Source organism: Streptomyces sp. NPDC050164 (assembly GCF_044459945.1).
In the GTDB taxonomy this organism is placed as follows: Bacteria; Actinomycetota; Actinomycetes; order Streptomycetales; family Streptomycetaceae; genus Streptomyces; species Streptomyces coeruleorubidus_A.
Window position 1 is genome coordinate 24,364 of record NZ_JBITJK010000059.1, and the last position, 21,583, is coordinate 45,946.

Consider the following 21,583-nt stretch of genomic DNA (forward strand, 5'->3'; position numbering starts at 1 on the left):
CTGCGCAAGGTCAACTGCCCGGCTCTAGCTTGTCCACGTCCTCATCGAGCTCGTGGGTGGCGCGGACACCATGAGCGTGGTGGGAGTCATTCCTGAAGTCCTTGATGTCGCCCAGCAACGGGCGTGCGTTGTCACGACCGTGAAGTGTGGAGAGTTCCCTCAGGCGAGGAGCATCGACCACATTCGGGAGCCTGTCGATGAGCGTCAGCCAGGTCCCGAAGGTCGCCCCTGTACGAAACTTGTTCCGCACATTCCTCGTGAAACCTTCTCTTGCGACGATCTCACTCAGCGCCAGGAGACCCAGAGTGCGGGCGATACCCTCACCGAGCTTGAGGAGGCCATCCTTCCGCTCGGCAGGGTGGGTACTGATCCGGTACCGGTGGGCGAGCGCGGCTACGTGATAGGGGTAGCTCCATTCCGCCCGCCAGACGGGGTCGCCGAGAGGACGCACGAGCTCTCCAACCAACCGGGCTTCGTAGGCCGCGGAGCGAACCTGCTCGCGGAGCCGCTGGATGTCCGTCTCGCTGTCCGCAAAGACGTTGGGCAGGATGCCCGATGTCGCGCTCCGGAGGGTTCGCCGCCCCTCCTGTATCTCCGTCAGGAGATCGTCGACCTCCTCATCGGCAACCAGCGCCACGGGAACAGGGAGGTCGAGCAGGTCGCGCGCATTGGGGAACTGTCCGTTGTCCTTAAGCGAGTTAAGCCATTCGCATAGTGCTCTGCCACTGCCGCGCAACGGATGCAGGACAAACAGGGAGGTGGCCGCCTCGCCGAAGCCCGGAGGGAGTAGCCGCCACTTCCCGGGCCTGCCCACCAGGTTGCCTCCCGCGCAGGGAGTGAGCGCGGGGCCTTCCCTGGGGGCGTCCGGCAGTTCCACGGCCGAGTCGGCCTGGTACAGATCCTGCGCTCTGAGGTGTTTGGGGCGGTCGTCGGTCCGAGTCCGGTTGACCGCGCACGGCCGGGCTCGAAGCACCACGTGCTGACCGAGGCGCACGGTATCCCTCTGCGGGTGTCGTTGACGGGCGGGCACCGCAACGACGTCACGCAGCTCCTGCCGCTGGTCCACGGCGTGCCGCCGGTGCGGGGCAAGCGGGGCCGGCCTCGGGGCAAACCCCGGGCGTTGTATGCCGACCGCGGCTACGACCACGACATCTACCGCCGTCGTCTGCGCGAGCGCGGCATCGTCCCGAAGATCGCCCGGCGCGGACAGCCACATGGCTCGGGCCTGGGCCGGGTGCGGTGGGTTGCCGAGTCCGCCATCGCCTGGCTCAACGGCCCCCGCCGCTTACGAACCCGCTGGGAAACCCGAGACGACATGCACGACGCCTTCCTCCAGCTCGCCCACTGCATGACCCTCGCCCGCAAGAACCCAGCATTCTGAAAGGACCCCTAAGCCGGCTCTCCGGCCTGCCGACGGTGCCGTCGGCTCCGGCCTCGGACGCGCTCTTCCTCACTCCCTCGCCGCTGGCAGCGCCAGCCGTCGAACCCCGCGATCACCGTCCCGGCCAGCTCGCCGTCCCGCTCGGCCAGGATCAAGGCCTCGGGGTCGCGTGCGACCAGCCGCTCCACGCCACTGCGGTCGTCACTGATGCTCGTGCCCTCGGCGGCCACCTTCCAGAAGGCCAGCACGGTGTCGAGATCCTCGGGCGTCGCGGCCCGGATGCGTAGCTCTGTCATGCCGTGATCACATCAGGCACGGCCGCCCCCCGGGCGCACCATTTCAGAATCCGGCCCTCAGACCCCGCGCACCCGCTCCATGACCGGCGCGAACGCCTCCATGTAGGGCTCCAGGACGGTCAGATACGTGAAGCCGTAGCGCTCGCGCCGGGCCAGGACCTGCTCCGTGAGCTCGTCCGGGGTGCCGACCAGGCAGATGGGGAGCTCCAGGACCTGATCCACCGTCATGTCCGGGAAATATTCGAGGAACGGCTGAACCGCGGCCTCGCGGTCCTCGGTGCCGATCACCATCTGGAGGAGCAGGTTCAGCTCGGGCGGCTCCTCGCGGTGGTCCTCCGCGAACTTCAGGTACCGCGCCACGCGTTCGTCGAGCTCCTCCGCGGTGATCGGCGTCAACTGCCCGGTGGCGCTGCCCGGCACCGTACGCGCCCCGGTGAACGCCGCGATGTCTGCGTGCTCGGCGCTCAGGCGCAGTACTCGGTCGCCGTTTCCGCCGATCAGCAGCGGCATCCGGGGCCGCTGCGCCGCCTGCGGCTGGTGCTCGTCCGAGCCCAGCAGCCGCTCCAGCTCCTCGACCGTGCGCCGCAGATGGTCCACCCGTTCGCCCGGCGAGCCGAACGGCAGCCCGGCCTTCTGGTGCTCCGCCCGTACGTAGCCGGTGCCGAGCCCGAGCTCCAGACGGCCGCCCGTCAGCGCGTCCGTCGTGGCCACCTCGCGGGCCAGCAGCGTCGGGTTCCAGAAGCCCGCGTTGAGCGTGAAGGTGCCGAGCCTCGACCGCTCGGTCGCTTCGGCCGCCGCCACGAGCGCCGGGAAGGGTGCCGGCATGCCCAGATGGTCGGGGACGAGGATCACGTCGTATCCGAGCTCCTCGGCCCGGCGGCACTTGGCGCGCCACTCCTCGGCGGACGCGTATTCGAGCAGGTTGACCCCGAAGCGGAACGGACGCGACATGAACTCTCCTCACGTGGAAGCGACTTGAGTACCCGCTGCGATTCCATCACTCGTGCGCGATGGCCGCCAGTACGTTCATGCGGGACGCACGCAACGCCGGGAGCAGCGCCGCCACGACTCCCACCACCGCCGAGCCGATCACCACCGCGACGATCGTGAACCACGGGATCGCGAGGGCCGTCATGCCCTGGAGGGCCAGCACCTCGTGCGTGCACACGCCCCACACCAGCCCCAGCGCGAGCCCCAGGACGGCCCCGAACACCGCGATCACCACCGACTCCAGCCGGATCATCCGCCGCAGCTGCCGCCGCGCCAGCCCGATCGCCCGCAGCAGCCCGATCTCCCTCGTGCGCTCGACGACCGACAGCGCGAGGGTGTTGACCACGCCGAGCACCGCGATGGTGATCGCCAGCCCCAGCAGCGCGTACACGAGGTACAGCAGGACGGCGATCTGGTCGTGCACCAGTTGCTTGTAGTCGGCCAGATCCCGCACCTGCACCTGCGGGTAGGGGGCCAGGGTCCGCTCCAGGTTCGCGCGCAGGTCGTCGTCGCTCGTGCCGGAAGCGGCGTTGACGTACAGCGCGGACTCCTGCCCGCCCGGCGCGTACCGCTCCAGGGTGGCGAGGCCGAAGTAGAGCCCGCCCTGTGTACCGAACCCCTCGGCGGCGTCCTGGTCGGTGAGGGCGCCGACCGTCAGCTCGGCCCTGCGCCCGCCCGGGAACTCCACCGGGAGCGCGCTGCCCACCCGTACGTCGTGGTCACGCGCGAAGTCCCGGTCCATGGCGAGGCGCCCGCCGGCGAGCGCGGCCGCCGAGTCCCCTTGTACGTACGTGATGTTGGCGACCTCGTCGAGCCGCGGATCGTAGCCCGCGGCGGTCGTCTCCACGCGGTCGCCGTCCGGGAGCCGCACCGCGACCGGCGTGAACCGCCCCCGCACGAGCAGGCCCACGCCCTCGGTGCCGCGCACCTCGTCGGTGACCTCCTTCGGGAACGGCAGGAAGTTGGTGTTCTGGATCACGAAGTCGGCGCCCAGCGTCTTGTCGATCTGCCGGTCGAACGAAGCGGTCATCGACTCGCTCGCCACCGACATCCCGCCGACCAGGGCGAGGCCCACCATGAGGGCGGCCGCGGTGGCTCCGGTACGGCGGGGATTGCGCAGGGCGTTGCGCTGGCTCATCCGTCCGATGGACCCGAACAGCGCGGGGAAGGCCGCGCCGAGCACGCGGATCACGGGGCGCACCAGCAGCGGCCCGGCGATCACGGTCGCGATCAGGGTGAGCACGACACCGAGCCCCAGCAGGGACGCCGCCGACGACGTCTGCTCCGACACCGCGCACCCCACGAGCGCCGCCGCACCGGCCGCCCCGACGACCGCGCCCGCCACCGCGCGCACCCGCAGCGGCCGGCCCACCCCGGCGACCTCGGCGTCCGAGAGGGCGGCCATCGGCGAGACCCCCGCGGCCCGCCGCGCCGGCAGGTACGCGGCGACGAAGGTGACGCCGAGACCGACGACGTACGCCGTCACGGGCGTCACCCAGCCGATGACCATCTCGTCGGCTTCGATGTTCATGCCGAGCAGGCCCATCAGTTCGATGAGCCCGGCCGCGAGCCCGATGCCCGCGGCGAGCCCCAGCGTGGAGCCGACCAGACCGAGCAGGAGGGCCTCGGTGAGCACCGAGCGGCGGACCTGGCGCCGGTCGGCGCCGAGCGCGCGCAGCAGCCCCAGCTCGCGGGTGCGCTGGGCGATGAGCATGGAGAAGGTGTTGACGATCAGGAACACCCCCACCAGCACGGCGACCCCGGCGAAGCCGACCATCACGTACTTGATGACGTCGAGGAAACCGCCCAGTTGCTCGACGTCCGACTTCGCCTGCTCGTCGGCGGTCCTGAAGTCGTAGGTGTGCGCGCCGAGCGCGGCGGCCACACGTTGCTTGACCCGCTCGTCGCTGACACCGTCGGCGGAGTCGACCGAGATGCTGGTGGCGGCCCGCGGGTCGCCCAGCAGTTTCGTCTGCGCCGTGGGGGTGTCGAGGAAGACCAGTGCGGCGCCGGGGTTGGTGGTGGTGAACGTGGCGATGCCGACGACCCGGACCTCGAACGACCCGGGCGGCGCGATCACGGTGAGGGTGTCGCCGATGCGCACGTCCTTGCGGTCGGCGGTCTCCGAGTCGAGCAGCGCCTGCCCGTCGCCCCGCGGGGCGTGACCGGAGGTCAGTTCCACGGGGCTGCGCTCGGTCGGGTTCCAGGCGGTGCCCAGCGTGGGAGCCCCGGTGGTCGGGCCGACCGGCTCGTTCTCCTCGTCGACGACGGTGAGGCCGTCCACGTCCACCTCGGCGCGTGCCGCCGCGACGCCGTCGACCCGCCGCACGCGTTCGACGAGCGCGGCCGGCAGGGTGGCCGTCCGGCCGGAGGGCACCGCCTCGTCGAGGTCCTCCTTCGGACTGACGGTGACATCGGCAGCGGTGGAGGCGAACAGCCGGTCGAAGGTACGGCTGACGGTGTCCGAGAAGATCAGGCTGCCCGTGACGAACGCGACGGACAGCAGGACGGCGAGCGCCGAGAGCAGCAGCCGCCCCTTGTGCGCCAGGAAGCTCCTCAGGGTCGCCTTGAGCACGGGATCAGTTCTCCTCGGACGACGCCGGGAGATCCTCGAAACGGGTCCGGATCACGTCGAAACGCTTCATGCGCTCCAGCACGGCCTGAGCAGTCGGCCGCCGCATCTCGTCGACGATCCGGCCGTCCCCGAGGAAGAGCACCAGGTCGGAGTGGGCGGCGGCGCCCGGGTCGTGGGTGACCATGACGACGGTCTGCCCGAGCCGGTCCACCGCCTCGCGCAGGAAACCGAGCACCTCCAGCCCGGCGCGCGAGTCGAGGTTGCCGGTCGGCTCGTCCGCGAAGATCAGCTCGGGGCGGGAGGCCAGCGCCCGCGCACAGGCCACCCGCTGCTGCTGGCCGCCGGAGAGCTGGGAGGGCCGGTGCCCGAGCCGGTCCCGCAGACCCAGCGTGCCGATCACCTGGTCCAGCCACTTCTCGTCGGGCTTCTTGCCCGCGATGTCCATGGGCAGGGTGATGTTCTCCAGCGCGTTCAGGGTCGGGATGAGGTTGAACGACTGGAACATGAACCCGATCCGGTCGCGGCGCAGCCGCGTCAGCTCGCGCTCCCTCAGACCCGTGATCTCCGTGTCGCCGAGCCACACCTGCCCCGCCGAGACGGTGTCGAGCCCCGCCAGGCAGTGCATCAGCGTGGACTTCCCGGAGCCCGACGGCCCCATCACCGCGGTGAACCGGCCGCGGACGATGTCCACGTCCACCGAGTCGAGCGCGAGCACGGTCGTCTCGCCCGAGCCGTACGCCTTGGTCAGACCGCGGGCCCGGGCCGCGATCCCGTCGGCCGACGCGAGGCCGGGGACGTGCTCCGCAGCAGGTGTGGACAAGGCCGCCTCCTCGTGATGGGCGCCGGATTCCGTCGCCTTGCCCGAGGGTAATGTGACGCGGCCCACACTCGGTATCCTCCTCGGGTCGGAGTCCCACCCTTGCCGGTGCTAGCGCCTCCGCGCTAGCTTCGAGGTATGGCGAAGACCCAGCTGAACGTGCGAGTCGACGAAGGCACCGCCCGAGCCGCCCGCGAACGCGCCCTGGCCCGCGGCATGAGCGTCAACCGCTACATCGAGGAGCTGGTCAGACGGGACACCGGCGAGGTGGGCCACACGTTCGTGGAGGCCGCCGCCGACTTCATGAAGCAGTACGAGTCCGTCTTCGCCGAGGAGTTCGGCCCGGACCGTGAGGGCACGCGCGAAGGTCGCCACTGAACCCTTGAACAACCTCGAGATCGACCTCGCCTGGCTGCTGATGCTCGCCGAGCAGAAGACCCCGGGAGACCCCCAGGTCACCGACTGGGGAGCCCTCGTCGCCGCCGTCGCACGCCACCAGGCCGCCATATTCGACGTCCCCGTCTACGACAGCCCGCACGCCCGCGCCGCCGCGCTGCTCCAGCTCCTGATCCACGTCCCCGCGCTGGAACGCTCCAACGCCCTGTTCGCCTCCGCCGTCGCCTACGCGTACCTCGTCGCCAGCGGCGCCAAGGTCGTCACCTCACCCGAGCAGGTCCGCGACCTCGCCCGGCTGGTCAAGAGCGGCGAGGCGTCCGTGCGGGACATCGAGCAGGAGCTGCGCCAGTGGAGCCTGTGACCCGGTGACTACGCCTCGGGCGGGCGCCATGCCGTGCCCAGCACGCAGTACGAGGTGGGCAGCGTCGGCCCCTGCTCCGGCATCAGCAGCTGCCGGTAGGGGCCGAGCTCGAAACCGGCGTCCCGCAGCGCCCGCACCGGCTCCCGAGCCAGATGGCAGCCCCCGTTCAGCACCGGCCACACCGTCCGGTCCAGCGCGCGCTGGCCGAAGGTCATCACCCGGCCGCCGCCCCGGCCGTGCTCGAAGAACCGCACCTCACCGCCCGGCCGCAACACGCGCCGGAGCTCCCCGAGCGCCCGGGGCACGTCCCGCACACTGCACAGCACCAGCGACACCACGGCCGCGTCGAAGCCCTCGCTCTTGACCGGCAGCGCCTCGGCCGCACCCGGCACCACGTCCACCGGCACCTCCGCGCGCAGGGCCGCCTCCACGGCCAGCTGCCGCAGCCGCCGCTCCGGCTCGATGGCCACGACCTCCGAGACGGTGCCCGGGTAGTGCGCGAAGTTCAGCCCGTTGCCCGCGCCGATCTCGATCACCCGCCCGGACAGCCCGCCGAGCAGCCTCTCGCGTACCCTGCCCATGCCCATGCGCCTCTCGGCGGTGACACTGACCCGGGCGTAGTAACGGGCGAACAGCGGATGGTGCACGGCATCCCGTGGCACCTTGCCGGAGCGGCCGGACCGGAGCGGCATGGGAGACCTCCCTGACGAGGCGGGCCTTACCGCGATTGTCCCCCGGACGAGCCCGGCGCATCCCTGCCGGCTACCGCAGGAGTACGCGGCCCAGCACCGGCCGATGGTCACTCCCCGTCGCGTCCAGTGCCGACACCTCCGTCACCTCGACGCCCCGCCCCAGCACCTGGTCGATCCGCGCCACCGGCAGGGCAGCCGGCCAGCTGAACGCGAACCCCGAGGGCGGGGCGTCCAGCCGGGAGGTGAGCGGGCCGAGCCCCCGGTCCTGCACCGTCCCGTTGAGGTCGCCCACGACCAGGAGCCGGTCGGCCGGGTCGGCGGCGATCCGTGCCCCGAGCAGCGCTGCACTCTCGTCACGGGCCGCCGAGGCGAGGCCCGTCGGGCCCAGCCGGACGGACGGCAGATGGACCACGTACACCGCGACCTCCCCGCCGGGCGCGGACACCGTGGCCCGCAGACCGCGCCGCCAGCTCTCCGGGAAACCCTCGGGCCGGATGTCCACCGGCCCTACGTCCGACAGGGGCCAGGCCGACCAGAGCCCGACCGTGCCGTGGACCGCCCGGTGCGGGTGGGAGGCGCCCAGCACGTCCTGATAGGCGGGCCGCGCCGCGGGCGTCAGTTCCTCCACGGCCACCAGCCCTGCCCGCGTGGCGCGCAGGGCGCGTGCCGTGCCGACGGGATCGGCGTTGTCGTCGGCCACGTTGTGCTGGACGACGGTCACGTCGTACGGCTGCGAGGGCGAGACGAACCACATCCCGCCGAACATCCAGAGCCAGACGGCCACGGGCGCCAGGCAGGCGAGCAGCCCTGCCCGTGACCGCTTGAGCACGGCGATGCAGCCGAGGAGAGGCACCGCCACGCCCAGCCACGGCAGGAACGTCTCCAGCAGGCTCCCGAGTCGCCCGGCCCCGTTGGGCACGGCGGAGTGCAGGGCCAGCAGGCCTGCGACACCAATGGCGCCGCCGACCAGCCAGGCGTTCCACGACGGCCTGCCGTCGACGACCACGCTAGGCGAGTTCCGCCGCCAGCAGGGCGGCCGTCCTGGCCACCAGCGCGTTGTCGGCCGGGGCGTCCCGCTCGGGCTGGGTCGTCAGAACGGACAGCACGATCGGCGAACCGTCGGGCGGCCAGGTGATGCCCACGTCGTGGGCGCCGCCGTACTCCGGCTGGCCGGTCTTGTCGGCGAGCAGCCATTCCGCGGGAAGTCCCTTGCGGAACTTCTCGGTACTGGTGGTGTTGCGCAGCAGCCAGTCCTTGAGCCGTGCCCGGTCCCGGGGCTCCAGCACGTCGCCGAGCACCAGACGGGCGTAGGACAGGCCGATCGCGCGGGGAGACGTCGTGTCGGTCACGCGCCACGGTTCCGCGCTGTTGAGCTCCGGCTCCCACCGGTCGAGTCGGGTGACACCGTCACCGATCGAGCGGGCGAAGCGCGTGATGGCGGTCGGTCCGCCCAGCTCCTTCAGCAGCAGGTTGCCCGCGGCGTTGTCGCTGAAGCGGATGGTGGCGTCGCACAGTTCGCCGACGGTCATGCCGGTCGCGAGGTTCTCCTGGGTGACGGGGGAGTACCCCGACTTCGTCACGTAGTCCTGGGTGTACCGGATGCGCCGGGCCAGGAACTCGCCATCGCGGTCGAAGTCGCGCAGGACGGCCGCGGCGGCGAGCGTCTTGAACACAGAGGCCATCGGGAAGCGTTCGTCGGCCCGGTACGCCACCGTCCGGCCCGTGCGCAGATTACGGGCGTACACGCCCAGCCGGGCGGTGTGCTCCCGCTCCAGTTCCCTCAGCCGTGCGGTGGCGCCGCCCGTACCGGGTAAGGCGTGGGCCGTGCCGCCGCCCAGCGAGAGAGCGGCGGCGGCGCCCAGTGCGAGGGCCGTTCGCCGGGACGGGCGTGGGTGTGTGGTGCGCACGGTGTTCCCTTCGGAGGTGATCACGTACGTAGTCCAACACGCGATCACATCCACGCCGGTTTCACCGCGCGCCCGCCCAAACTCTCAGAACGCCGGGGGCGCCTCCCGTACCTGGAACGCCTCCGCGTCCCACGTGCCGTCCAGGCGCGGCGCCAGCCAGCGCGGCGCGGACGCCCGGAAGTCGGCGGGGGAGAGGGCCCCCGACCCGGCGGGAACCGAGCCCAGCAGTGGTGCTCCGGCCACGTCCGGCAGGTCCGCGAGATTGCAGCGCGAGGCGAGGTCCGGCGCGGCGGGCCAGCTCCCGATCACGATCCCCGCCAGGTCCAGATGCCGGGAGCGCAGTTCACGCGCCGTCAGTTCCGTCGTGTTCAGGGTGCCGAGCCCCGCCGACGCCACGACCAGCACCGGCGCCGACAGCAGCCGGGCCGCGTCCGCCAGGGTGCCGCCGGCCGGGTCGAACCGTACGAGCAGTCCGCCCGCGCCCTCGACCAGCACGAGGTCGTGCTCGGTGGCGAGCTTGGCGGCGGCCTCCGCGACCTCGTGCGGGTGCACGGGGGCGCGACCGGCCCGGCGGGCGGCCGTGGCCGGCGCCAACGGCTCGGGATAACGGGCGAGTTCCGCCGTCGTCACGGCACCCGCGAGCCGCGCGACCTCGGCGGCGTCCCCCGGCTCGTCGGGCCGTACGCCCGTCTGCGCGGCCTTCAGCACGGCCACCGAACGGCCGGCCGCAAGCGCCGTCGCCGCCACCGCCGCGGTCACGACCGTCTTGCCGACCTCCGTGCCCGTGCCCGTGATCACCAGTACCGGCATGTCATCCCTCCCGCGCCGCCGCGCACACCGCCCGCGCGATCCGCGCTACGTCCGCGTCGCCCGTCACGTACGGCGGCATGGTGTAGATCAGATCGCGGAACGGCCGCAGCCACACGCCCTCGCGTACGGCCGCCTCCGTGGCCGCCTTCATGTCCACGGCGTGATCCAGCTGCACGACCCCGATGGCGCCGAGCACCCGCACGTCCTCGACGCCTTCAAGATCCGCGGCCGCCGCGAGCCCGTCCCGCAGCCCCGCCCCGATCCGCTTGACCTCCGTGAGCCAGTCCTGGCCGAGCAGCAGCTCGATCGAGGCGCAGGCCACCGCCGCCGCCAGCGGATTGCCCATGAAGGTCGGGCCGTGCGCCAGCACCGGCACCTCGCCGCGCGAGATGCCGTCGGCCACCCGCGAGGTGCACAGCGTCGCCGCCATGGTCAGACAACCGCCGGTCAGCGCCTTGCCCACGCACATCACATCCGGCGTCACAGCCGCGTGCTCCGCCGCGAACAGCGCGCCCGTACGGCCGAAGCCGGTCGCGATCTCGTCGAACACCAGCAGCACGTCGTGCGCGTCGCACGCCTCGCGCAGCACCCGCAGATAGGCGGGGGAGTGGAACCGCATCCCGCCCGCGCCCTGCACCACCGGCTCCACGATCACCGCGGCCAGCTCGTCGGCATGCCGCTCGATCGACGCGCGCAACTGCTCGGCGTACGACTCCTCGTACGCGACCGGAGGCGGATCGACGAACACCTGACGCGGCAGCACACCGGTCCACAGCTCGTGCATCCCGCCCTCGGGATCGCATACCGACATCGGCTGCCAGGTGTCGCCGTGGTAGCCGCCGCGCCAGGTCAGCAGCCGCTGCTTGCGGGGGCGGCCCAGCGAGCGCCAGTACTGGAGGCACATCTTGACCGCGACCTCGACCGACACGGACCCGGAGTCGGCGAGGAACACATGCTCCAGCCCCTCGGGCGACATGTCGACGAGGAGCTTCGCCAGCCGCACGGCGGGCTCGTGCGTGAGCCCGCCGAACATCACGTGGCTCATCCGCTCCAGTTGCGCGCGCGCCGCCTCGTTCAGCACCGGGTGGTTGTAGCCGTGGATCGCCGACCACCAGGACGCCATGCCGTCGACCAGCTCTCCCGAGCCGTCGGCGAGCCGCAGCCGCACCCCGCTCGCCGACTCCACGACGAGCGGTTCCTGCCGGCCGGGCATCGGGCCGTACGGATGCCACACGTGCCGCCGGTCGAGCTCCAGCAGTTCGGGCACCGTCAGTTCAGGCATTGGGCGCGAGGTCCGTTCCGGCGCCCCGGCGGCGGACGGCGACCAGGTCGGTACGGGGCTCGGCTGCCGTACGGGGCTCGGCTGTCGTAATGGGCTCCGCGGCCTCCGGGGCGGCAGCGGAACCGCACCCTCCGCCACCCTCGGAACCGCACCCTCCGCCGCCCTCGTGGCAGCCGCCGGCCGCGCGGTGCTCCGGCAGCGTCACCTGGTCGGTGCCCTCCACCTCGAAGCCGGCGTCCGCGATCATCTCCAGGTCGGCCTTGCCCGCCTGGCCCTCGGTGGTGAGGTAGTCGCCGAGGAAGATCGAGTTGGCCAGGTGCAGGGCGAGCGGCTGCATCGTGCGCAGATGGACCTCCCGGCCGCCCGCGATGCGCACCTCGACGTCCGGGCACACGAAGCGCACCATGGCCAGGATCCTGAGGCAGCGCTGCGCGGTGAGGTTCCACTCCTTGGCGAGCGGGGTGCCCTCGACCGGGATCAGGAAGTTGACCGGAACCGAGTCAGGGTCCAGCTCGCGCAGGGAGAAGACGACGTCGACCAGGTCCTCGTCCGTCTCGCCCATGCCGGCGATCAGCCCGGAGCACGCGGACAGCCCTGCCGCATGGGCCTTCTCGACGGTGTCCACGCGGTCGGCGTACGTGTGCGTGGTGGTGATCTCCCCGTACGTCGCCTCGGACGTGTTGAGGTTGTGGTTGTAGGCGTCGGCGCCGGCCTCCCGCAGCCGCTCGGCCTGGCCGTCGGAGAGCAGGCCGAGGCAGGCGCACACCTCGACGCCCTCGTTCTTCTCCTTGATGGTCCTGATCGTCTCGGAGACCCGGTCCACGTCCCGGTCGGTCGGACCGCGTCCGCTGGCCACCAGGCACACCCGCTTGGCGCCCCCGGCCACACCGGCCGCCGCCGCGTCGGAGGCCTGGTCCGGCTTGAGCCACGTGTACTTCAGGATCCCGGCCTGGGAGCCGAGCCGCTGCGAACAGTACGAGCAGTCCTCGGGACACAGGCCCGACTTCAGGTTGACGAGATAGTTGAGTTTCACCCGCCGGCCGAACCAGTGCCGGCGCACCTTCCCGGCCGCGGCCACTACATCGAGCAGGTCGTCGTCGGACGTCGCGAGGACGGCCAGTGCCTCTTCGCGGGTCGGCAGCTCGCGCCGAAGCCCCTTGTCCACCAGCGTGTTCAGCAGGTCCATGGGAGCCGATCCTGTCGTACGGAGCCGCCCCGGGCCAAGGAGACTTCGGACAACAGAGTCGCTTCGAGGTGTGGGTATTGCCACACACTGACCTGCTGGAGCTCCCGCTAGTGTCTGTGCACTGCCTACAAATTCCCCGGAGGACCACCCATGGCGTTCGGCTGGATCGACGAGCAGGCGCGGCTGCGCCGCCGTGCCGGACTCGTACGGACTTTGCGCCCCCGTCCGGCCGATTCACCACTCCTCGACCTGGCGAGCAACGACTACCTGGGACTGGCCCACCACCCCGAGGTCACCGAGGGCGCGGCCCGTGCCGCGCGGGTCTGGGGCGGCGGCTCGACCGGCTCCCGGCTCGTCACCGGCAGCACCGAACTGCACGCCGAACTGGAACAGGAACTGGCCGATTTCTGCGGTGCCGAGGCGGCCCTGGTCTTCTCCTCCGGCTACGCGGCCAACCTCGCGGCGGTCACCGCGCTGGCCCCGCACGGCTCCCTCATCGTCTCCGACGCGGGCAACCACGCCTCGCTCATCGACGGCTGCCGGCTGGCCCGCGGCACGACACAGGTCGTGGCGCACGCCGAGCCGGAGGCCGTGCGCAAGGCGCTGCACACGCACGAGGGCACGGCGATCACCGTGTCCGACACGGTCTTCTCGGTCGACGGCGACGCGGCCCCACTCACCGCGCTCGCCGAGGCGTGCCGGGAGCACGGCGCCGGACTGGTGGTCGACGACGCCCACGGCCTGGGCGTCCTCGGCGACGGCGGCTGCGGCGCCCCGCACGCGGCGGGGCTCGCGGGCGCCGACGACGTGGTCGTGACGGTCACGCTGTCCAAGTCGCTCGGCAGCCAGGGCGGAGCCGTCCTCGGCCCCGCCCGGGTGATCGACCACCTGGTCAACGCGGCACGGACGTTCATCTTCGACACGGGTCTCGCCCCCGCGGCGGCGGGGGCGGCCCTGTCGGCACTGCGGCTGCTGCGCCGCGAGCCGGAGCGCGCGGCACAGGCCCGTGCGGTGGCGGGCGAGTTGTACGCACGCCTGACCGCCGCGGGTCTGGAAGCGGTACGTCCGGACGCCGCGGTGGTCTCGGTGCGGGCGCCCTCCCCCGAGGGCGCCGTGCGCTGGGCGGCCGAGTGCCGCGCGGCGGGCCTGGCCGTGGGCTGCTTCCGTCCTCCTTCCGTGCCCGACGGCATCTCACGGCTCAGGCTGACCGCCCGCGCGGACCTGACCGGGGAACAGATCGAACGCGCTGTACGACTGATCGGCGAGACGCGGCCATGAGTCGGCGTGACACGGCCGTGCGTCGCTCGACGACGGACTGATCAGGAGTGGTCGGGTATCGGCTCAGATGCGGTCGACCGCGGCCGTGAACTCAGCCCAGCTCCTCGGGGAGAAGAGCAGGGCGGGCCCGGCCTGGGCCTTGGAGTCGCGCACGGCGAGCAGTCCGGCCCAGGGCGGGGCGGCCGGACGCGCGGTCTCGACGCAGTTGTTCGCGCCGGTGCTGTAGCTGCTGCGCAACCACCGCACACCGTGCAGTTCGATGCTTGAGGGGACGTGACGAGGCAGTGCACGCATGGTGCCTCCTTACGCGCCGGCGGCTGTCCCGGCGATGAAATCCAACGAGTCCTCGGGCGAAAGGGCGTGGATCTGAAGGGCGTTGAAGGCCTCCGTGTAGGCCTGGAGGTCTTCTTTCCGTTCGAGGTAGAGGCTACTCGTCAAGTGGTCGAGAACAACCACATCCAGATCAGAAGTGCTCGAAAATGAGAAGATAACGAAAGGGCCGGTAACGCCGATATGCGCCCCGGCGGCGAACGGCAGCACCTGGAGCCGCACTTGGGGCAGCCGCGCCGCCTCCACCAGCCGTTCCAGCTGCCGGGCCATGACCCCGGGTCCGCCCACCTCGCGTCGCAGCACCGCCTCGTCCAGGACGGCGCTCAGCTCCAGCGGCGGATCCGCGCGCAGCACGTCCTGCCGGGCCAGACGCACCTCGACCAGCGTGTCGAGCCGGTCCTCCGACAGGCCCTCCACCGCGGCCTTCGTCACCGCACGGGCGTACTCGGGCGTCTGGAGCAGCCCCGGGACGACGGTGGTCTCCAGCGTGCGCATCGCGCCGGCCTGGGACTCCAGGCTGATGAAGTCCCGGTAGGTCGGCGGCAGCACCCCGCGGTAGGCGTGCCACCAGTGATGCCGGCCGCCGCTGTCCTCGGAACCCGCCAACACCATGAGCAACTCGCGCAGTTGTGTGTCCGCTACGGCGTACGCGTCGAGAAGTAACCGCACATCGACCGGTTTCACCCCGCTCGTGCCCGTCTCGATTCGGCTGACCTTCGACTGGTGCCAGCCCACCAGCCGGGCCGCCTCACCACTGGTGAGCCCCGCCGAGGTGCGCAGCGCGCGAAGTTCGGCGCCCAGTTTCCGGCGGCGCACCGCGGGACCGTGCTGCATGGGTTACTCCTTACTCCTTCCGAGCCACCCAAATACGGTCTCGCGTCGTAGAGTTCACCGCTTTGAGCGACAGATATATGCATATCTTGGTGGATCGCCGCCCTTTAGGGGTGTTCTGGTGGCACTCTGGCGACGAAGCACCAGACCGGGACCGTACTCGAACCTTCCGCTCCGTGTCGGACTGCGGTCCCGTGGGAAAGGGACGACGTCGCCATGGCAGACCATTTGGAAGCATCCGTCACTCTGCCGAGCGATCCCGCCTCGGTCTTCGCAGCGCGCGCCTACGTGGTGGGCACGCTGGCGGAGTGGGGCCTGCCGGCGGACACGGAAGTGTCCGAGTCCATCCGGCTGATCATCTCCGAACTCGCCACCAACGCCGTCCAGCACACCTTCGGGCAGTCACCCACGTTCACGGTGGACGTCGAACTCGACCGCGACGAACACTTGCGCATCGGCGTCACGGACAGCCATCCACGATTCCCCAGACGCCTGCCCGCCGCCGTCCAGCAGGACAACGGCCGCGGCCTCGTCATCATCCGCTGGCTGACGGCGGAGTGCGGCGGCAGGCTCAGGATCTGCCCCACCCGCGAGGGCGGCAAGACCATCTCGATCGAACTCCCGTGGACCGTCCCGGCCCGGCCCGTGACGGCGGCGCGGCAGCAGGAGCCGTGATCTCACCGCGTCTGTGACGTGTGCCGCGCGCGGCCGAACGCCCCGCGCAGCAGGGCCCGGAAGGCCTCCACGGCGGGCGCCGCCTCCTCGCTCCGGTAGGCGACCGAGATCGTACGGCGCAGCTCGCCCACCCCGAGCGGGCGCACCCCGACCGGCGTGACCGATGTCCGCGCCACCATCTCCGGTACGACACCCACCCCGAGACCCGCGCTGACCAGCGCGCACACCAGCGCGTACCCGGGCGTCGACACCAGGACCGACGGGCTGGCCCCGGCCCGGGCGAGCGCCGCTTCCACCCCCTGCCGGGACGGATGCTCCGGCGCCATGCTGACCAGCGGCTGACCCGTCAGTTGCGACAGAGGAAGCCCGGACGCGCCGTCGGCCAGGGCATGACCCGGGGCGGTCACCAGAACCAGTTCCTCGACCAGGACCGGATCCATGCGCACGGAGGCGGGGAGCGCCAGGGCGTCGCCGGGCTCGTACGTGTGCGTCAGGGCCAGGTCGATCTCACCGGCGGCCACGGCCGTGACACCGGCCGGCGGTTCGTAGTCGGCGACTGACAGCTCCACATCCGGGTGGGCCCGGCGGAACGCGCTGAGCACCGGCGGCAGCAGATGGATGCCTGCCGTCTGGAACGTCCCGAGCCGCAGGACGCCGCCCGACAGACCCGCCAGCCGGGCCAGTTCGTGGCGGGCCAGCTCCAACTCGTCGAGCACGCGGCGGGCCCGTGCCACCAGCAACTCGCCCGCGCCCGTCAGCCTCGCCCCGCGGTGATGCCGGACCAACAGCGCCGAGCCCGCCTCCCGCTCCAACTTGGCCAGTTGCTGAGAGAGCGCGGGCGGGGTGTAACCGAGGCGCTCGGCGGCCCGGGTGATGGACCCGGCCTCCGCGACGGCGACCAGCGCCGCGAGTCGGGTCGGGTCGTACATGCCGCTGACCTCCACAGACCAAAGTGATGCTTAAGGCCGGCCCAGGATATTCGACATACCTGCTGAAGGCCCCGGCCCGGCAGGCTGGCCGTATGGACGCACAACTCATCGCCTTCACCGGGGTGGCGGCGGGCATGGTCGCCATGCCGGGCGCCGACTTCACCGTCGTCGTGCGCAATGCCCTGGTCTCCCGCCGGGCCGGCGTCGCCTGCGCGCTCGGCATCGCGGGCGGGCTGCTCCTGCACACCGCGCTGGCCGTGGCCGGCGTCGCCGCGGTCCTGGCCGCCGTGCCCGCGCTGTTCCGCGCGCTCCAGCTGCTGGGCGGCGGCTATGTCCTGTACCTGGGAGTGCGCACGTTGTGGTCGCTGCGCCGGCCCCGTGCCATCGCCGCCGAAGCCACCGGGACCGTCTCGTCCGCCGCGCGCTCCCTGCGGCAGGGCTTCGTCACGAACGCCCTGAACCCGAAAGCGCCCATCACCTTCCTCAGCCTGCTGCCGCAGTTCGTGCCCGCGGGCAGTTCCGCGCTCCCCCGTACGCTGCTGCTGGCGCTGATCGTGGTGGTCCTCGCCCTGCTGTGGTTCCCGGCCGTGGCGCTGCTGGTGGACCGGCTCGGCCGGTGGCTGCGGGAACCGCGTGCCGCGCGGGCCGTCGAGGGGGTCACCGGCGCCGCGCTGACGCTTCTCGGTGCGCTGCTCCTTCTCGAGCCCCTGAGGGCTGCCTGATGGTGCCGCCCAGCGGCGCGGGGACCCGGACGGTGCCCTGGGACGCCGGCTCCTCGACGGTGGTTTCCAGCCGCCCGGGGCTGCCGTGCGTCGCTTCCCGCAGCCCGGCCCGCCGCACCAGCCGGGGGAGCAGCCCCCACAGGCCGACGCAGACCAGGAACGTCGCCGCGCCCGCGGCGATGCCGCCGGTCCGACTGGTCGTCACATCCACCACCAGCAGCACGGAACCGCTGAACGCGAACACCAGCACGATCAGGCCGGTGGTGGCCAGTCGTGAGGAGACCTGCACGATGCGGGGCTTGGCGCCCTGCTGGAAGAGCGAGCGGTGCAGCGCGGCCGGCGCGGTGAACAGCGCCGCGGCCAGGACCGCCAGCAGCAGCGTGACGACGTAGGTGACGCGCTGGACCGTGTCGAGGGACGTGAAGCGCGAGGTGAACGCGAGCGACAACAGGAAAGCGAACAGGATCTGTACGCCCGTCTGGGTGACCCGGAGCTCCTGGAGCAGCTCGACGAAGTTCCGGTCGGCGCGTTGCAGCGGGGTCTCGCCGCGTGCGGTGCAGGGACGGTGCTCGGCCATGGGTGACGGGTAACCACTTGAGACCATGTCACGCCCCGGCGTGCGGCGGCGCGTCAGGGACGCCGCCGCACGCCGGGCGGATCACTTCACGCGCCCGTACCAGACGCTCTTGGTCCAGATCTTCTGCAGCCGCACCACGTCCCCGCTCTTCGGGGCGTGCCAGAGCTTGTTCTTACCCGCGTAGATACCCACGTGGTACACGTTGCTGCCCGAGTGGAAGAACACCAGGTCTCCCGCCTTGCGGTTCTTGGCGGAGACGTGGCGCGTCTTGTTGTACTGCTGGGCCGCCGTGCGGGGCAGCTTCTTGCCCGCCTTCTTGAACGAGTACAGCGTGAGGCCGGAGCAGTCGAACCGGTGCGGGCCGGTGGCCCCGTACCTGTAGGGCGAGCCCTTCTTCGAGGCCGCGATCTGGAGTGCCTTCGTCCCATGGGTGGCTGCCGAGGCCTCCGAGGAGAAGCCGGGGGCCACGATCGAGCCGCCCACCGCGGCGATGGTGAGCGCCGAGGCCGTACCGGCCCGGACCATGAGCGACGGGACACGATTGAGCGCAGTCATGCGCAACCCTTCGTCAGCCGCCTGTGAAGGATGACCTGTCGGATTCGGGCTGGCGAAGTTGCCCGGCCGCTGACGCGGCTTCACCCCAAGGGCTGCTCGGGTCCGGTCATGGCGTGACCGTCCCGGCGACCCGTCGTGCTTGGGTCCTCCACTCCTGCCGATCCACTTCTGTCGACCGGTCATCCAGGCGGCGGCAGGACTCGGCGTCCGCCCGGACCGCCCCGCCGCTGTGGCGGGGGCTTGTCGTCAGTCAGGGATCTTGGCTCATGGATGTCCGTAAATCCCAACGGAACCGGGGGTTTGTGTTGTTACTCACCAATCACCCGTTCGGGTGGACACGTCTGTGTTCGAGCCACCGTCTACGGGCCCATGGGCCGCCGGACCAGCGATGGAATGTCCCATTCCGCCCCTCGGCTACGCGCGTTGCGCAACTGTGAGGGCCCGAAAAAAGGACTCCCGTCTACTCCGAACAGGGGTACGTCGTTTGGTCCGTTTCGACTCAGGCCCGGACGCTCCTGCGACAGGACGGGCGTCCGGGCCGACGGATCCGCGTCAACTGACGGATTCCGGGGGCAGGGTGAGGCGGGCCGTGCGCCGCTCGCCGTCCAGCACCCGCAGGGCCCGGCCGAGTGTGCCGGCGTGCAGCTCCGTCTCGCCCCGCTGGTGCATCAGGGCCAACGCGTCACGCAGCCCGGTCGCCTTGCCGACCAGGGCCTGGGCGGCGCGCAGTGAGCGGTAGGTGTCGCCGGGCAGCGCCGGGTTGATCCGGCCGAGCAGGTCGACGACCTCCAGGTAACGGTCTATCAATTCCGCCTCGGCGCGGGTCAGCGCGGGCAGCGGCGGCAGTTCGGGCGGGAGCACCGGCGGCTCACTCCCCGGTCGGCGGGGCCAGGGTGGCCTTGCGGTTGGGGACGATCCGGTCCACCAGGCCGTACTCCACCGCCTCCTGGGCGGTGAGGACCTTGTCGCGTTCGATGTCCGCGCTCACCTGCTCCCGGGTGCGGCCCGTGTGCCGCGCGAGCATCTCCTCCATCCGGGTCCGGACCCGCGTCAACTCCTCGGCCTGGATCGCCAGATCGCTGGCCTGCCCGCGGACCGGCTCGGGCAGCGCGGGCTGATGGATCACCAGACGGGCGTCCGGCAGCACGGATCGCTTGCCGGGCGTGCCCGCCGCCAGCAGTACCGAGGCAGCCGCGCCGGCCTGGCCCAGGCAGACCGTCTCCACGTCACAGGCGATGTACTGCATCGTGTCGTAGATGGCCGTCAAGGCGTGGAAGGTGCCGCCGGGGGAGTTGATGTAGAGCGAGATGTCGCGGTCGGGGGCCTGGTGCTCGAGGTACATGAACTGGGCCATCACGTCGTTCGCCGAGGTCTCGTCCACCGGCGCCCCGAGGAAGACGATCCGCCCCTCCAGCAGCTTCGAGTACGGATCCATCGTCCGTTGCCCGGACGCGGTGCGTTCGGTGAACTCGGGCAGCACGTAACGGGCGGACGGTCGGGTCATGGTGAACCCCTCCTCGCGGGCAGAGCCGTCTCCGGCGACGGCTGTCTCTGTAAAAAATGTACAGGACGTACGTGACGTTATGATGGAGACATGGCCTACGAGATTCCGGTGACGCAAGCCAGGGCTGAGCTCGCCGACCTGATCAACCGCGTGGTGTACGGCGGTGAACGCGTCGTCGTCACCCGGCACGGCAAGCCCCTCGTCGCCCTCGTCTCAGCCGATGACCTGCGACGACTCGAAGAGGCCGCGGAGCTCGCGGAGCCCACGGAGGAGCAGGTGATCAGCGCGGTCTCCACGGTCCGCGAGGTCGCGTCCGCTCCTCGCGAACGGCAGCGGTTCGGGATCGCGGCGGAGCACCGAGGGGCCGAGCCGACGTAGCTCGGAGTCCGGCGGCGCCTCAGCCCACTGCCGCGAGCTCCCGTCCGTCCGCCGCCTCGCTGCGCGCCTTCCGCGCCCGGAGCGCACTGCCGAGCAGTACCGCGCCCAGGCCCAGCGCCGCCCACCAGGTCAGGGTCAGGGCGGGGCCGGTCGCCGCCGCGCCGTCGAAGTACGACACCGAGCGCAGCAGCGTCGTACCCGCGCCCGGCGGCAGCCACTGGCCGATCGCGCCGGCCGGCTCCGGCAGCATCTGCGGTGCCGAGGCGGCGCCGGAGAAGGGGTTGCCGAGGAGCATCACCACGGCTCCGGCGATCCCGACGCCGGCGGTGCCGACCAGGGCGGCGAGCCCGGCGACCGCGCCACTGACGGCCAGTGCCGACAGTCCGAGCACGGCGGCCTCCGTCCACCAGTCGCCCGTCAGCGCCCCCAGCCAGCTGTGCGCGATCCCGGCCGCGACGACGCCCACCAGAGCGGACGCGCCGAGGAGTGCGGTCACGGACCGGACGCCGCGCAGCCCCAGCACGGTGACCACCGCGCCCGCCGCGATGCCGGCCAGGGCGAGGGGCAGCGCGGCGGCGTTGAACGCCGCGCCGCGCGGATCGCTCGCCGGGGTGGCCACGACGTCGACCGTCCTGACGTGCGTGCCCTCGGCGGCGGCCTGCTGTGTCATCGCCTGCTGGAGGAACTGGGCGACGGCGGGCCCCGCGGCGGACGCCGTGAGCAGTGCGGGGCCCTGGGAGGTGACCACGACCGCGCCGTACACGGTCCGGTCCTCGACGGCGTCCCGGGCTGCGGCCTCGTCGGCGTAGCGGTGGATCTCGAAGGCGCCCTCGCGCTGCTCCAGCCGCTTCTCCAGCTGTGCCGTCGCGGCGGGCGGCCCCGCCACGCCCAGTGGCAGGTCGCGCGGTGCGGTGCGGGCGGCCGGCCAGGCGAAGGCCCACAGGGCCAGGGCGGCGAGGACGGGCACGAGGACGACGATCGCGATCAGGCGGCGGGTCGGGGTGGCGGACATGAGGTCTCCGTAAGTTGTGGGGTGGCCCGGGAGGGCCGGATGTGGCTGATGGGGTCTTGCCTTCAGTGGCTCCGCAGGAGTGGCCGTCCGGCTCTCCGG

24 protein-coding genes, 2 pseudogenes and 1 riboswitch are annotated in these 21,583 nt (G+C 71.7%); of the genes and pseudogenes, 7 read left to right on the forward strand and 19 right to left on the reverse strand.

Translation table 11 applies throughout. The features are described 5' to 3' along the window. Positions 1-10: 10 nt before the first annotated feature. On the reverse strand, positions 11-877 hold the full coding sequence (locus ACIBNA_RS42225) for a hypothetical protein (RefSeq protein WP_399170647.1): 867 nt from the start codon (positions 875-877) through the stop codon (positions 11-13). 42 nt (positions 878-919) lie between these two features. Between ACIBNA_RS42225 and ACIBNA_RS42230 the strand changes: the two are divergent. Further along, positions 920-1,381, forward strand: a pseudogene (locus ACIBNA_RS42230) (IS5 family transposase); the annotation flags it as partial. 86 nt (positions 1,382-1,467) lie between these two features. Here the strand turns inward: ACIBNA_RS42230 and ACIBNA_RS42235 are convergent. The 4 genes and pseudogenes from ACIBNA_RS42235 to ACIBNA_RS42250 all read right to left on the reverse strand — a co-directional run. Then, positions 1,468-1,677 (reverse strand): annotated as a pseudogene (locus tag ACIBNA_RS42235) (GNAT family N-acetyltransferase); the annotation flags it as partial. Positions 1,678-1,734: 57 nt separating this feature from the next. Further along, positions 1,735-2,628, reverse strand: a complete 894-nt coding sequence (locus tag ACIBNA_RS42240) for an LLM class F420-dependent oxidoreductase (protein ID WP_399170649.1) — start codon at positions 2,626-2,628, stop codon at positions 1,735-1,737. Positions 2,629-2,674: 46 nt separating this feature from the next. Beyond that, the gene (locus tag ACIBNA_RS42245) at positions 2,675-5,242 is read right to left on the reverse strand and encodes an ABC transporter permease (RefSeq protein WP_399170650.1); all 2,568 of its coding nucleotides are present in this window, start codon (positions 5,240-5,242) and stop codon (positions 2,675-2,677) included. Positions 5,243-5,246: 4 nt separating this feature from the next. Further along, positions 5,247-6,062 carry an ABC transporter ATP-binding protein gene (locus tag ACIBNA_RS42250; protein WP_399170651.1) on the reverse strand — a complete coding sequence of 272 codons (816 nt, stop codon included), beginning with the start codon at positions 6,060-6,062 and terminating at the stop codon, positions 5,247-5,249. A gap of 135 nt (positions 6,063-6,197) precedes the next feature. On the opposite strand from ACIBNA_RS42250, the gene ACIBNA_RS42255 reads away from it, so the two are divergent. Together ACIBNA_RS42255 and ACIBNA_RS42260 are read left to right on the forward strand one after the other, a co-directional pair. Then, positions 6,198-6,437: a toxin-antitoxin system HicB family antitoxin gene (locus ACIBNA_RS42255; RefSeq protein WP_399170652.1), complete on the forward strand. Its 240-nt coding sequence runs from the start codon at positions 6,198-6,200 to the stop codon at positions 6,435-6,437. A gap of 4 nt (positions 6,438-6,441) precedes the next feature. Further along, entirely contained in the window at positions 6,442-6,816 is a 375-nt protein-coding gene (locus tag ACIBNA_RS42260; RefSeq protein ID WP_010041116.1) for a hypothetical protein, read from the forward strand. Positions 6,817-6,824: 8 nt separating this feature from the next. On the opposite strand, the gene ACIBNA_RS42265 is transcribed toward ACIBNA_RS42260, so the two are convergent. From ACIBNA_RS42265 to bioB, 6 genes are all read right to left on the reverse strand, one after another. Further along, a complete protein-coding gene (locus ACIBNA_RS42265; RefSeq protein WP_399170653.1) occupies positions 6,825-7,508 on the reverse strand; it encodes a class I SAM-dependent methyltransferase in 684 nt (227 codons plus the stop codon). Positions 7,509-7,578: 70 nt separating this feature from the next. Then, entirely contained in the window at positions 7,579-8,514 is a 936-nt protein-coding gene (locus ACIBNA_RS42270) for an endonuclease/exonuclease/phosphatase family protein (RefSeq protein WP_399170654.1), read from the reverse strand. Between the two features lies 1 nt (position 8,515). After that, a complete protein-coding gene (bla, locus tag ACIBNA_RS42275; RefSeq protein WP_399170656.1) occupies positions 8,516-9,415 on the reverse strand; it encodes a class A beta-lactamase in 900 nt (299 codons plus the stop codon). 84 nt (positions 9,416-9,499) lie between these two features. After that, positions 9,500-10,225: a dethiobiotin synthase gene (bioD, locus tag ACIBNA_RS42280; protein WP_399170658.1), complete on the reverse strand. Its 726-nt coding sequence runs from the start codon at positions 10,223-10,225 to the stop codon at positions 9,500-9,502. A 1-nt stretch (position 10,226) separates the two neighbouring features. Then, positions 10,227-11,507: an adenosylmethionine--8-amino-7-oxononanoate transaminase gene (locus tag ACIBNA_RS42285; protein WP_399170659.1), complete on the reverse strand. Its 1,281-nt coding sequence runs from the start codon at positions 11,505-11,507 to the stop codon at positions 10,227-10,229. Continuing rightward, positions 11,500-12,693, reverse strand: a complete 1,194-nt coding sequence (bioB, locus tag ACIBNA_RS42290; RefSeq protein ID WP_399170660.1) for a biotin synthase BioB — start codon at positions 12,691-12,693, stop codon at positions 11,500-11,502. The genes ACIBNA_RS42285 and bioB overlap by 8 nt, the downstream gene beginning before the upstream one ends. Before the next feature lie 150 nt (positions 12,694-12,843). On the opposite strand from bioB, the gene ACIBNA_RS42295 reads away from it, so the two are divergent. Next, the gene (locus ACIBNA_RS42295) at positions 12,844-13,971 is read left to right on the forward strand and encodes an 8-amino-7-oxononanoate synthase (RefSeq protein ID WP_399170661.1); all 1,128 of its coding nucleotides are present in this window, start codon (positions 12,844-12,846) and stop codon (positions 13,969-13,971) included. 63 nt (positions 13,972-14,034) lie between these two features. Here the strand turns inward: ACIBNA_RS42295 and ACIBNA_RS42300 are convergent, their stop codons facing one another. Together ACIBNA_RS42300 and ACIBNA_RS42305 are read right to left on the reverse strand one after the other, a co-directional pair. Beyond that, positions 14,035-14,265 carry a DUF397 domain-containing protein gene (locus ACIBNA_RS42300; protein WP_399170662.1) on the reverse strand — a complete coding sequence of 77 codons (231 nt, stop codon included), beginning with the start codon at positions 14,263-14,265 and terminating at the stop codon, positions 14,035-14,037. Between the two features lie 9 nt (positions 14,266-14,274). Further along, positions 14,275-15,135: a helix-turn-helix domain-containing protein gene (locus ACIBNA_RS42305; protein WP_399170663.1), complete on the reverse strand. Its 861-nt coding sequence runs from the start codon at positions 15,133-15,135 to the stop codon at positions 14,275-14,277. Between the two features lie 213 nt (positions 15,136-15,348). On the opposite strand from ACIBNA_RS42305, the gene ACIBNA_RS42310 reads away from it, so the two are divergent. Next, complete coding sequence (locus ACIBNA_RS42310) at positions 15,349-15,807, forward strand: ATP-binding protein (protein WP_399170664.1); 459 nt, start codon at positions 15,349-15,351, stop codon at positions 15,805-15,807. Positions 15,808-15,809: 2 nt separating this feature from the next. Here the strand turns inward: ACIBNA_RS42310 and ACIBNA_RS42315 are convergent, their stop codons facing one another. Beyond that, positions 15,810-16,736, reverse strand: coding sequence for a LysR family transcriptional regulator (locus ACIBNA_RS42315; protein ID WP_399170665.1), 927 nt, complete (start codon positions 16,734-16,736; stop codon positions 15,810-15,812). 92 nt (positions 16,737-16,828) lie between these two features. Between ACIBNA_RS42315 and ACIBNA_RS42320 the strand changes: the two genes are divergently transcribed. After that, entirely contained in the window at positions 16,829-17,458 is a 630-nt protein-coding gene (locus tag ACIBNA_RS42320) for a LysE family translocator (protein WP_399170666.1), read from the forward strand. On the opposite strand, the gene ACIBNA_RS42325 is transcribed toward ACIBNA_RS42320, so the two are convergent. The 4 genes from ACIBNA_RS42325 to ACIBNA_RS42340 form a co-directional block, all read right to left on the reverse strand. Continuing rightward, positions 17,394-18,035, reverse strand: a complete 642-nt coding sequence (locus tag ACIBNA_RS42325; RefSeq protein ID WP_399170667.1) for a DUF6328 family protein — start codon at positions 18,033-18,035, stop codon at positions 17,394-17,396. The genes ACIBNA_RS42320 and ACIBNA_RS42325 overlap by 65 nt on opposite strands. 81 nt (positions 18,036-18,116) lie before the next feature. Then, on the reverse strand, positions 18,117-18,590 hold the full coding sequence (locus ACIBNA_RS42330; protein WP_399170669.1) for a C40 family peptidase: 474 nt from the start codon (positions 18,588-18,590) through the stop codon (positions 18,117-18,119). Between the two features lie 3 nt (positions 18,591-18,593). Further along, a riboswitch (cyclic di-AMP (ydaO/yuaA leader) is annotated at positions 18,594-18,796 on the reverse strand. Between the two features lie 346 nt (positions 18,797-19,142). Then, the gene (locus ACIBNA_RS42335; RefSeq protein WP_399170670.1) at positions 19,143-19,451 is read right to left on the reverse strand and encodes a hypothetical protein; all 309 of its coding nucleotides are present in this window, start codon (positions 19,449-19,451) and stop codon (positions 19,143-19,145) included. Between the two features lie 7 nt (positions 19,452-19,458). Next, positions 19,459-20,094 carry an ATP-dependent Clp protease proteolytic subunit gene (locus ACIBNA_RS42340; RefSeq protein ID WP_399170671.1) on the reverse strand — a complete coding sequence of 212 codons (636 nt, stop codon included), beginning with the start codon at positions 20,092-20,094 and terminating at the stop codon, positions 19,459-19,461. Positions 20,095-20,184: 90 nt separating this feature from the next. Between ACIBNA_RS42340 and ACIBNA_RS42345 the strand changes: the two genes are divergently transcribed. Next, complete coding sequence (locus ACIBNA_RS42345) at positions 20,185-20,472, forward strand: type II toxin-antitoxin system Phd/YefM family antitoxin (protein WP_399170672.1); 288 nt, start codon at positions 20,185-20,187, stop codon at positions 20,470-20,472. A gap of 19 nt (positions 20,473-20,491) precedes the next feature. Here ACIBNA_RS42345 and ACIBNA_RS42350 read toward each other — a convergent pair whose 3' ends face one another. Continuing rightward, entirely contained in the window at positions 20,492-21,484 is a 993-nt protein-coding gene (locus ACIBNA_RS42350; protein WP_399170673.1) for an ABC transporter permease, read from the reverse strand. Between the last annotated feature and the right edge of the window lie 99 nt (positions 21,485-21,583).

Coding starts and splice junctions, on each gene's coding strand:
- ACIBNA_RS42240 (WP_399170649.1), bottom strand. CDS start 2,628: ATGTCGCGTCCGTTCCGCTTCGGGGTCAACCTGCTCGAATACGCGTCC.
- ACIBNA_RS42255 (WP_399170652.1), top strand. CDS start 6,198: ATGGCGAAGACCCAGCTGAACGTGCGAGTCGACGAAGGCACCGCCCGA.
- ACIBNA_RS42265 (WP_399170653.1), bottom strand. CDS start 7,508: ATGCCGCTCCGGTCCGGCCGCTCCGGCAAGGTGCCACGGGATGCCGTG.
- bioD (WP_399170658.1), bottom strand. CDS start 10,225: ATGCCGGTACTGGTGATCACGGGCACGGGCACGGAGGTCGGCAAGACG.
- ACIBNA_RS42285 (WP_399170659.1), bottom strand. CDS start 11,507: ATGCCTGAACTGACGGTGCCCGAACTGCTGGAGCTCGACCGGCGGCAC.
- bioB (WP_399170660.1), bottom strand. CDS start 12,693: ATGGACCTGCTGAACACGCTGGTGGACAAGGGGCTTCGGCGCGAGCTG.
- ACIBNA_RS42295 (WP_399170661.1), top strand. CDS start 12,844: ATGGCGTTCGGCTGGATCGACGAGCAGGCGCGGCTGCGCCGCCGTGCC.
- ACIBNA_RS42300 (WP_399170662.1), bottom strand. CDS start 14,265: ATGCGTGCACTGCCTCGTCACGTCCCCTCAAGCATCGAACTGCACGGT.
- ACIBNA_RS42305 (WP_399170663.1), bottom strand. CDS start 15,135: ATGCAGCACGGTCCCGCGGTGCGCCGCCGGAAACTGGGCGCCGAACTT.
- ACIBNA_RS42310 (WP_399170664.1), top strand. CDS start 15,349: ATGGCAGACCATTTGGAAGCATCCGTCACTCTGCCGAGCGATCCCGCC.
- ACIBNA_RS42315 (WP_399170665.1), bottom strand. CDS start 16,736: ATGTACGACCCGACCCGACTCGCGGCGCTGGTCGCCGTCGCGGAGGCC.
- ACIBNA_RS42320 (WP_399170666.1), top strand. CDS start 16,829: ATGGACGCACAACTCATCGCCTTCACCGGGGTGGCGGCGGGCATGGTC.
- ACIBNA_RS42325 (WP_399170667.1), bottom strand. CDS start 18,035: ATGGCCGAGCACCGTCCCTGCACCGCACGCGGCGAGACCCCGCTGCAA.
- ACIBNA_RS42330 (WP_399170669.1), bottom strand. CDS start 18,590: ATGACTGCGCTCAATCGTGTCCCGTCGCTCATGGTCCGGGCCGGTACG.
- ACIBNA_RS42340 (WP_399170671.1), bottom strand. CDS start 20,094: ATGACCCGACCGTCCGCCCGTTACGTGCTGCCCGAGTTCACCGAACGC.
- ACIBNA_RS42345 (WP_399170672.1), top strand. CDS start 20,185: ATGGCCTACGAGATTCCGGTGACGCAAGCCAGGGCTGAGCTCGCCGAC.
- ACIBNA_RS42350 (WP_399170673.1), bottom strand. CDS start 21,484: ATGTCCGCCACCCCGACCCGCCGCCTGATCGCGATCGTCGTCCTCGTG.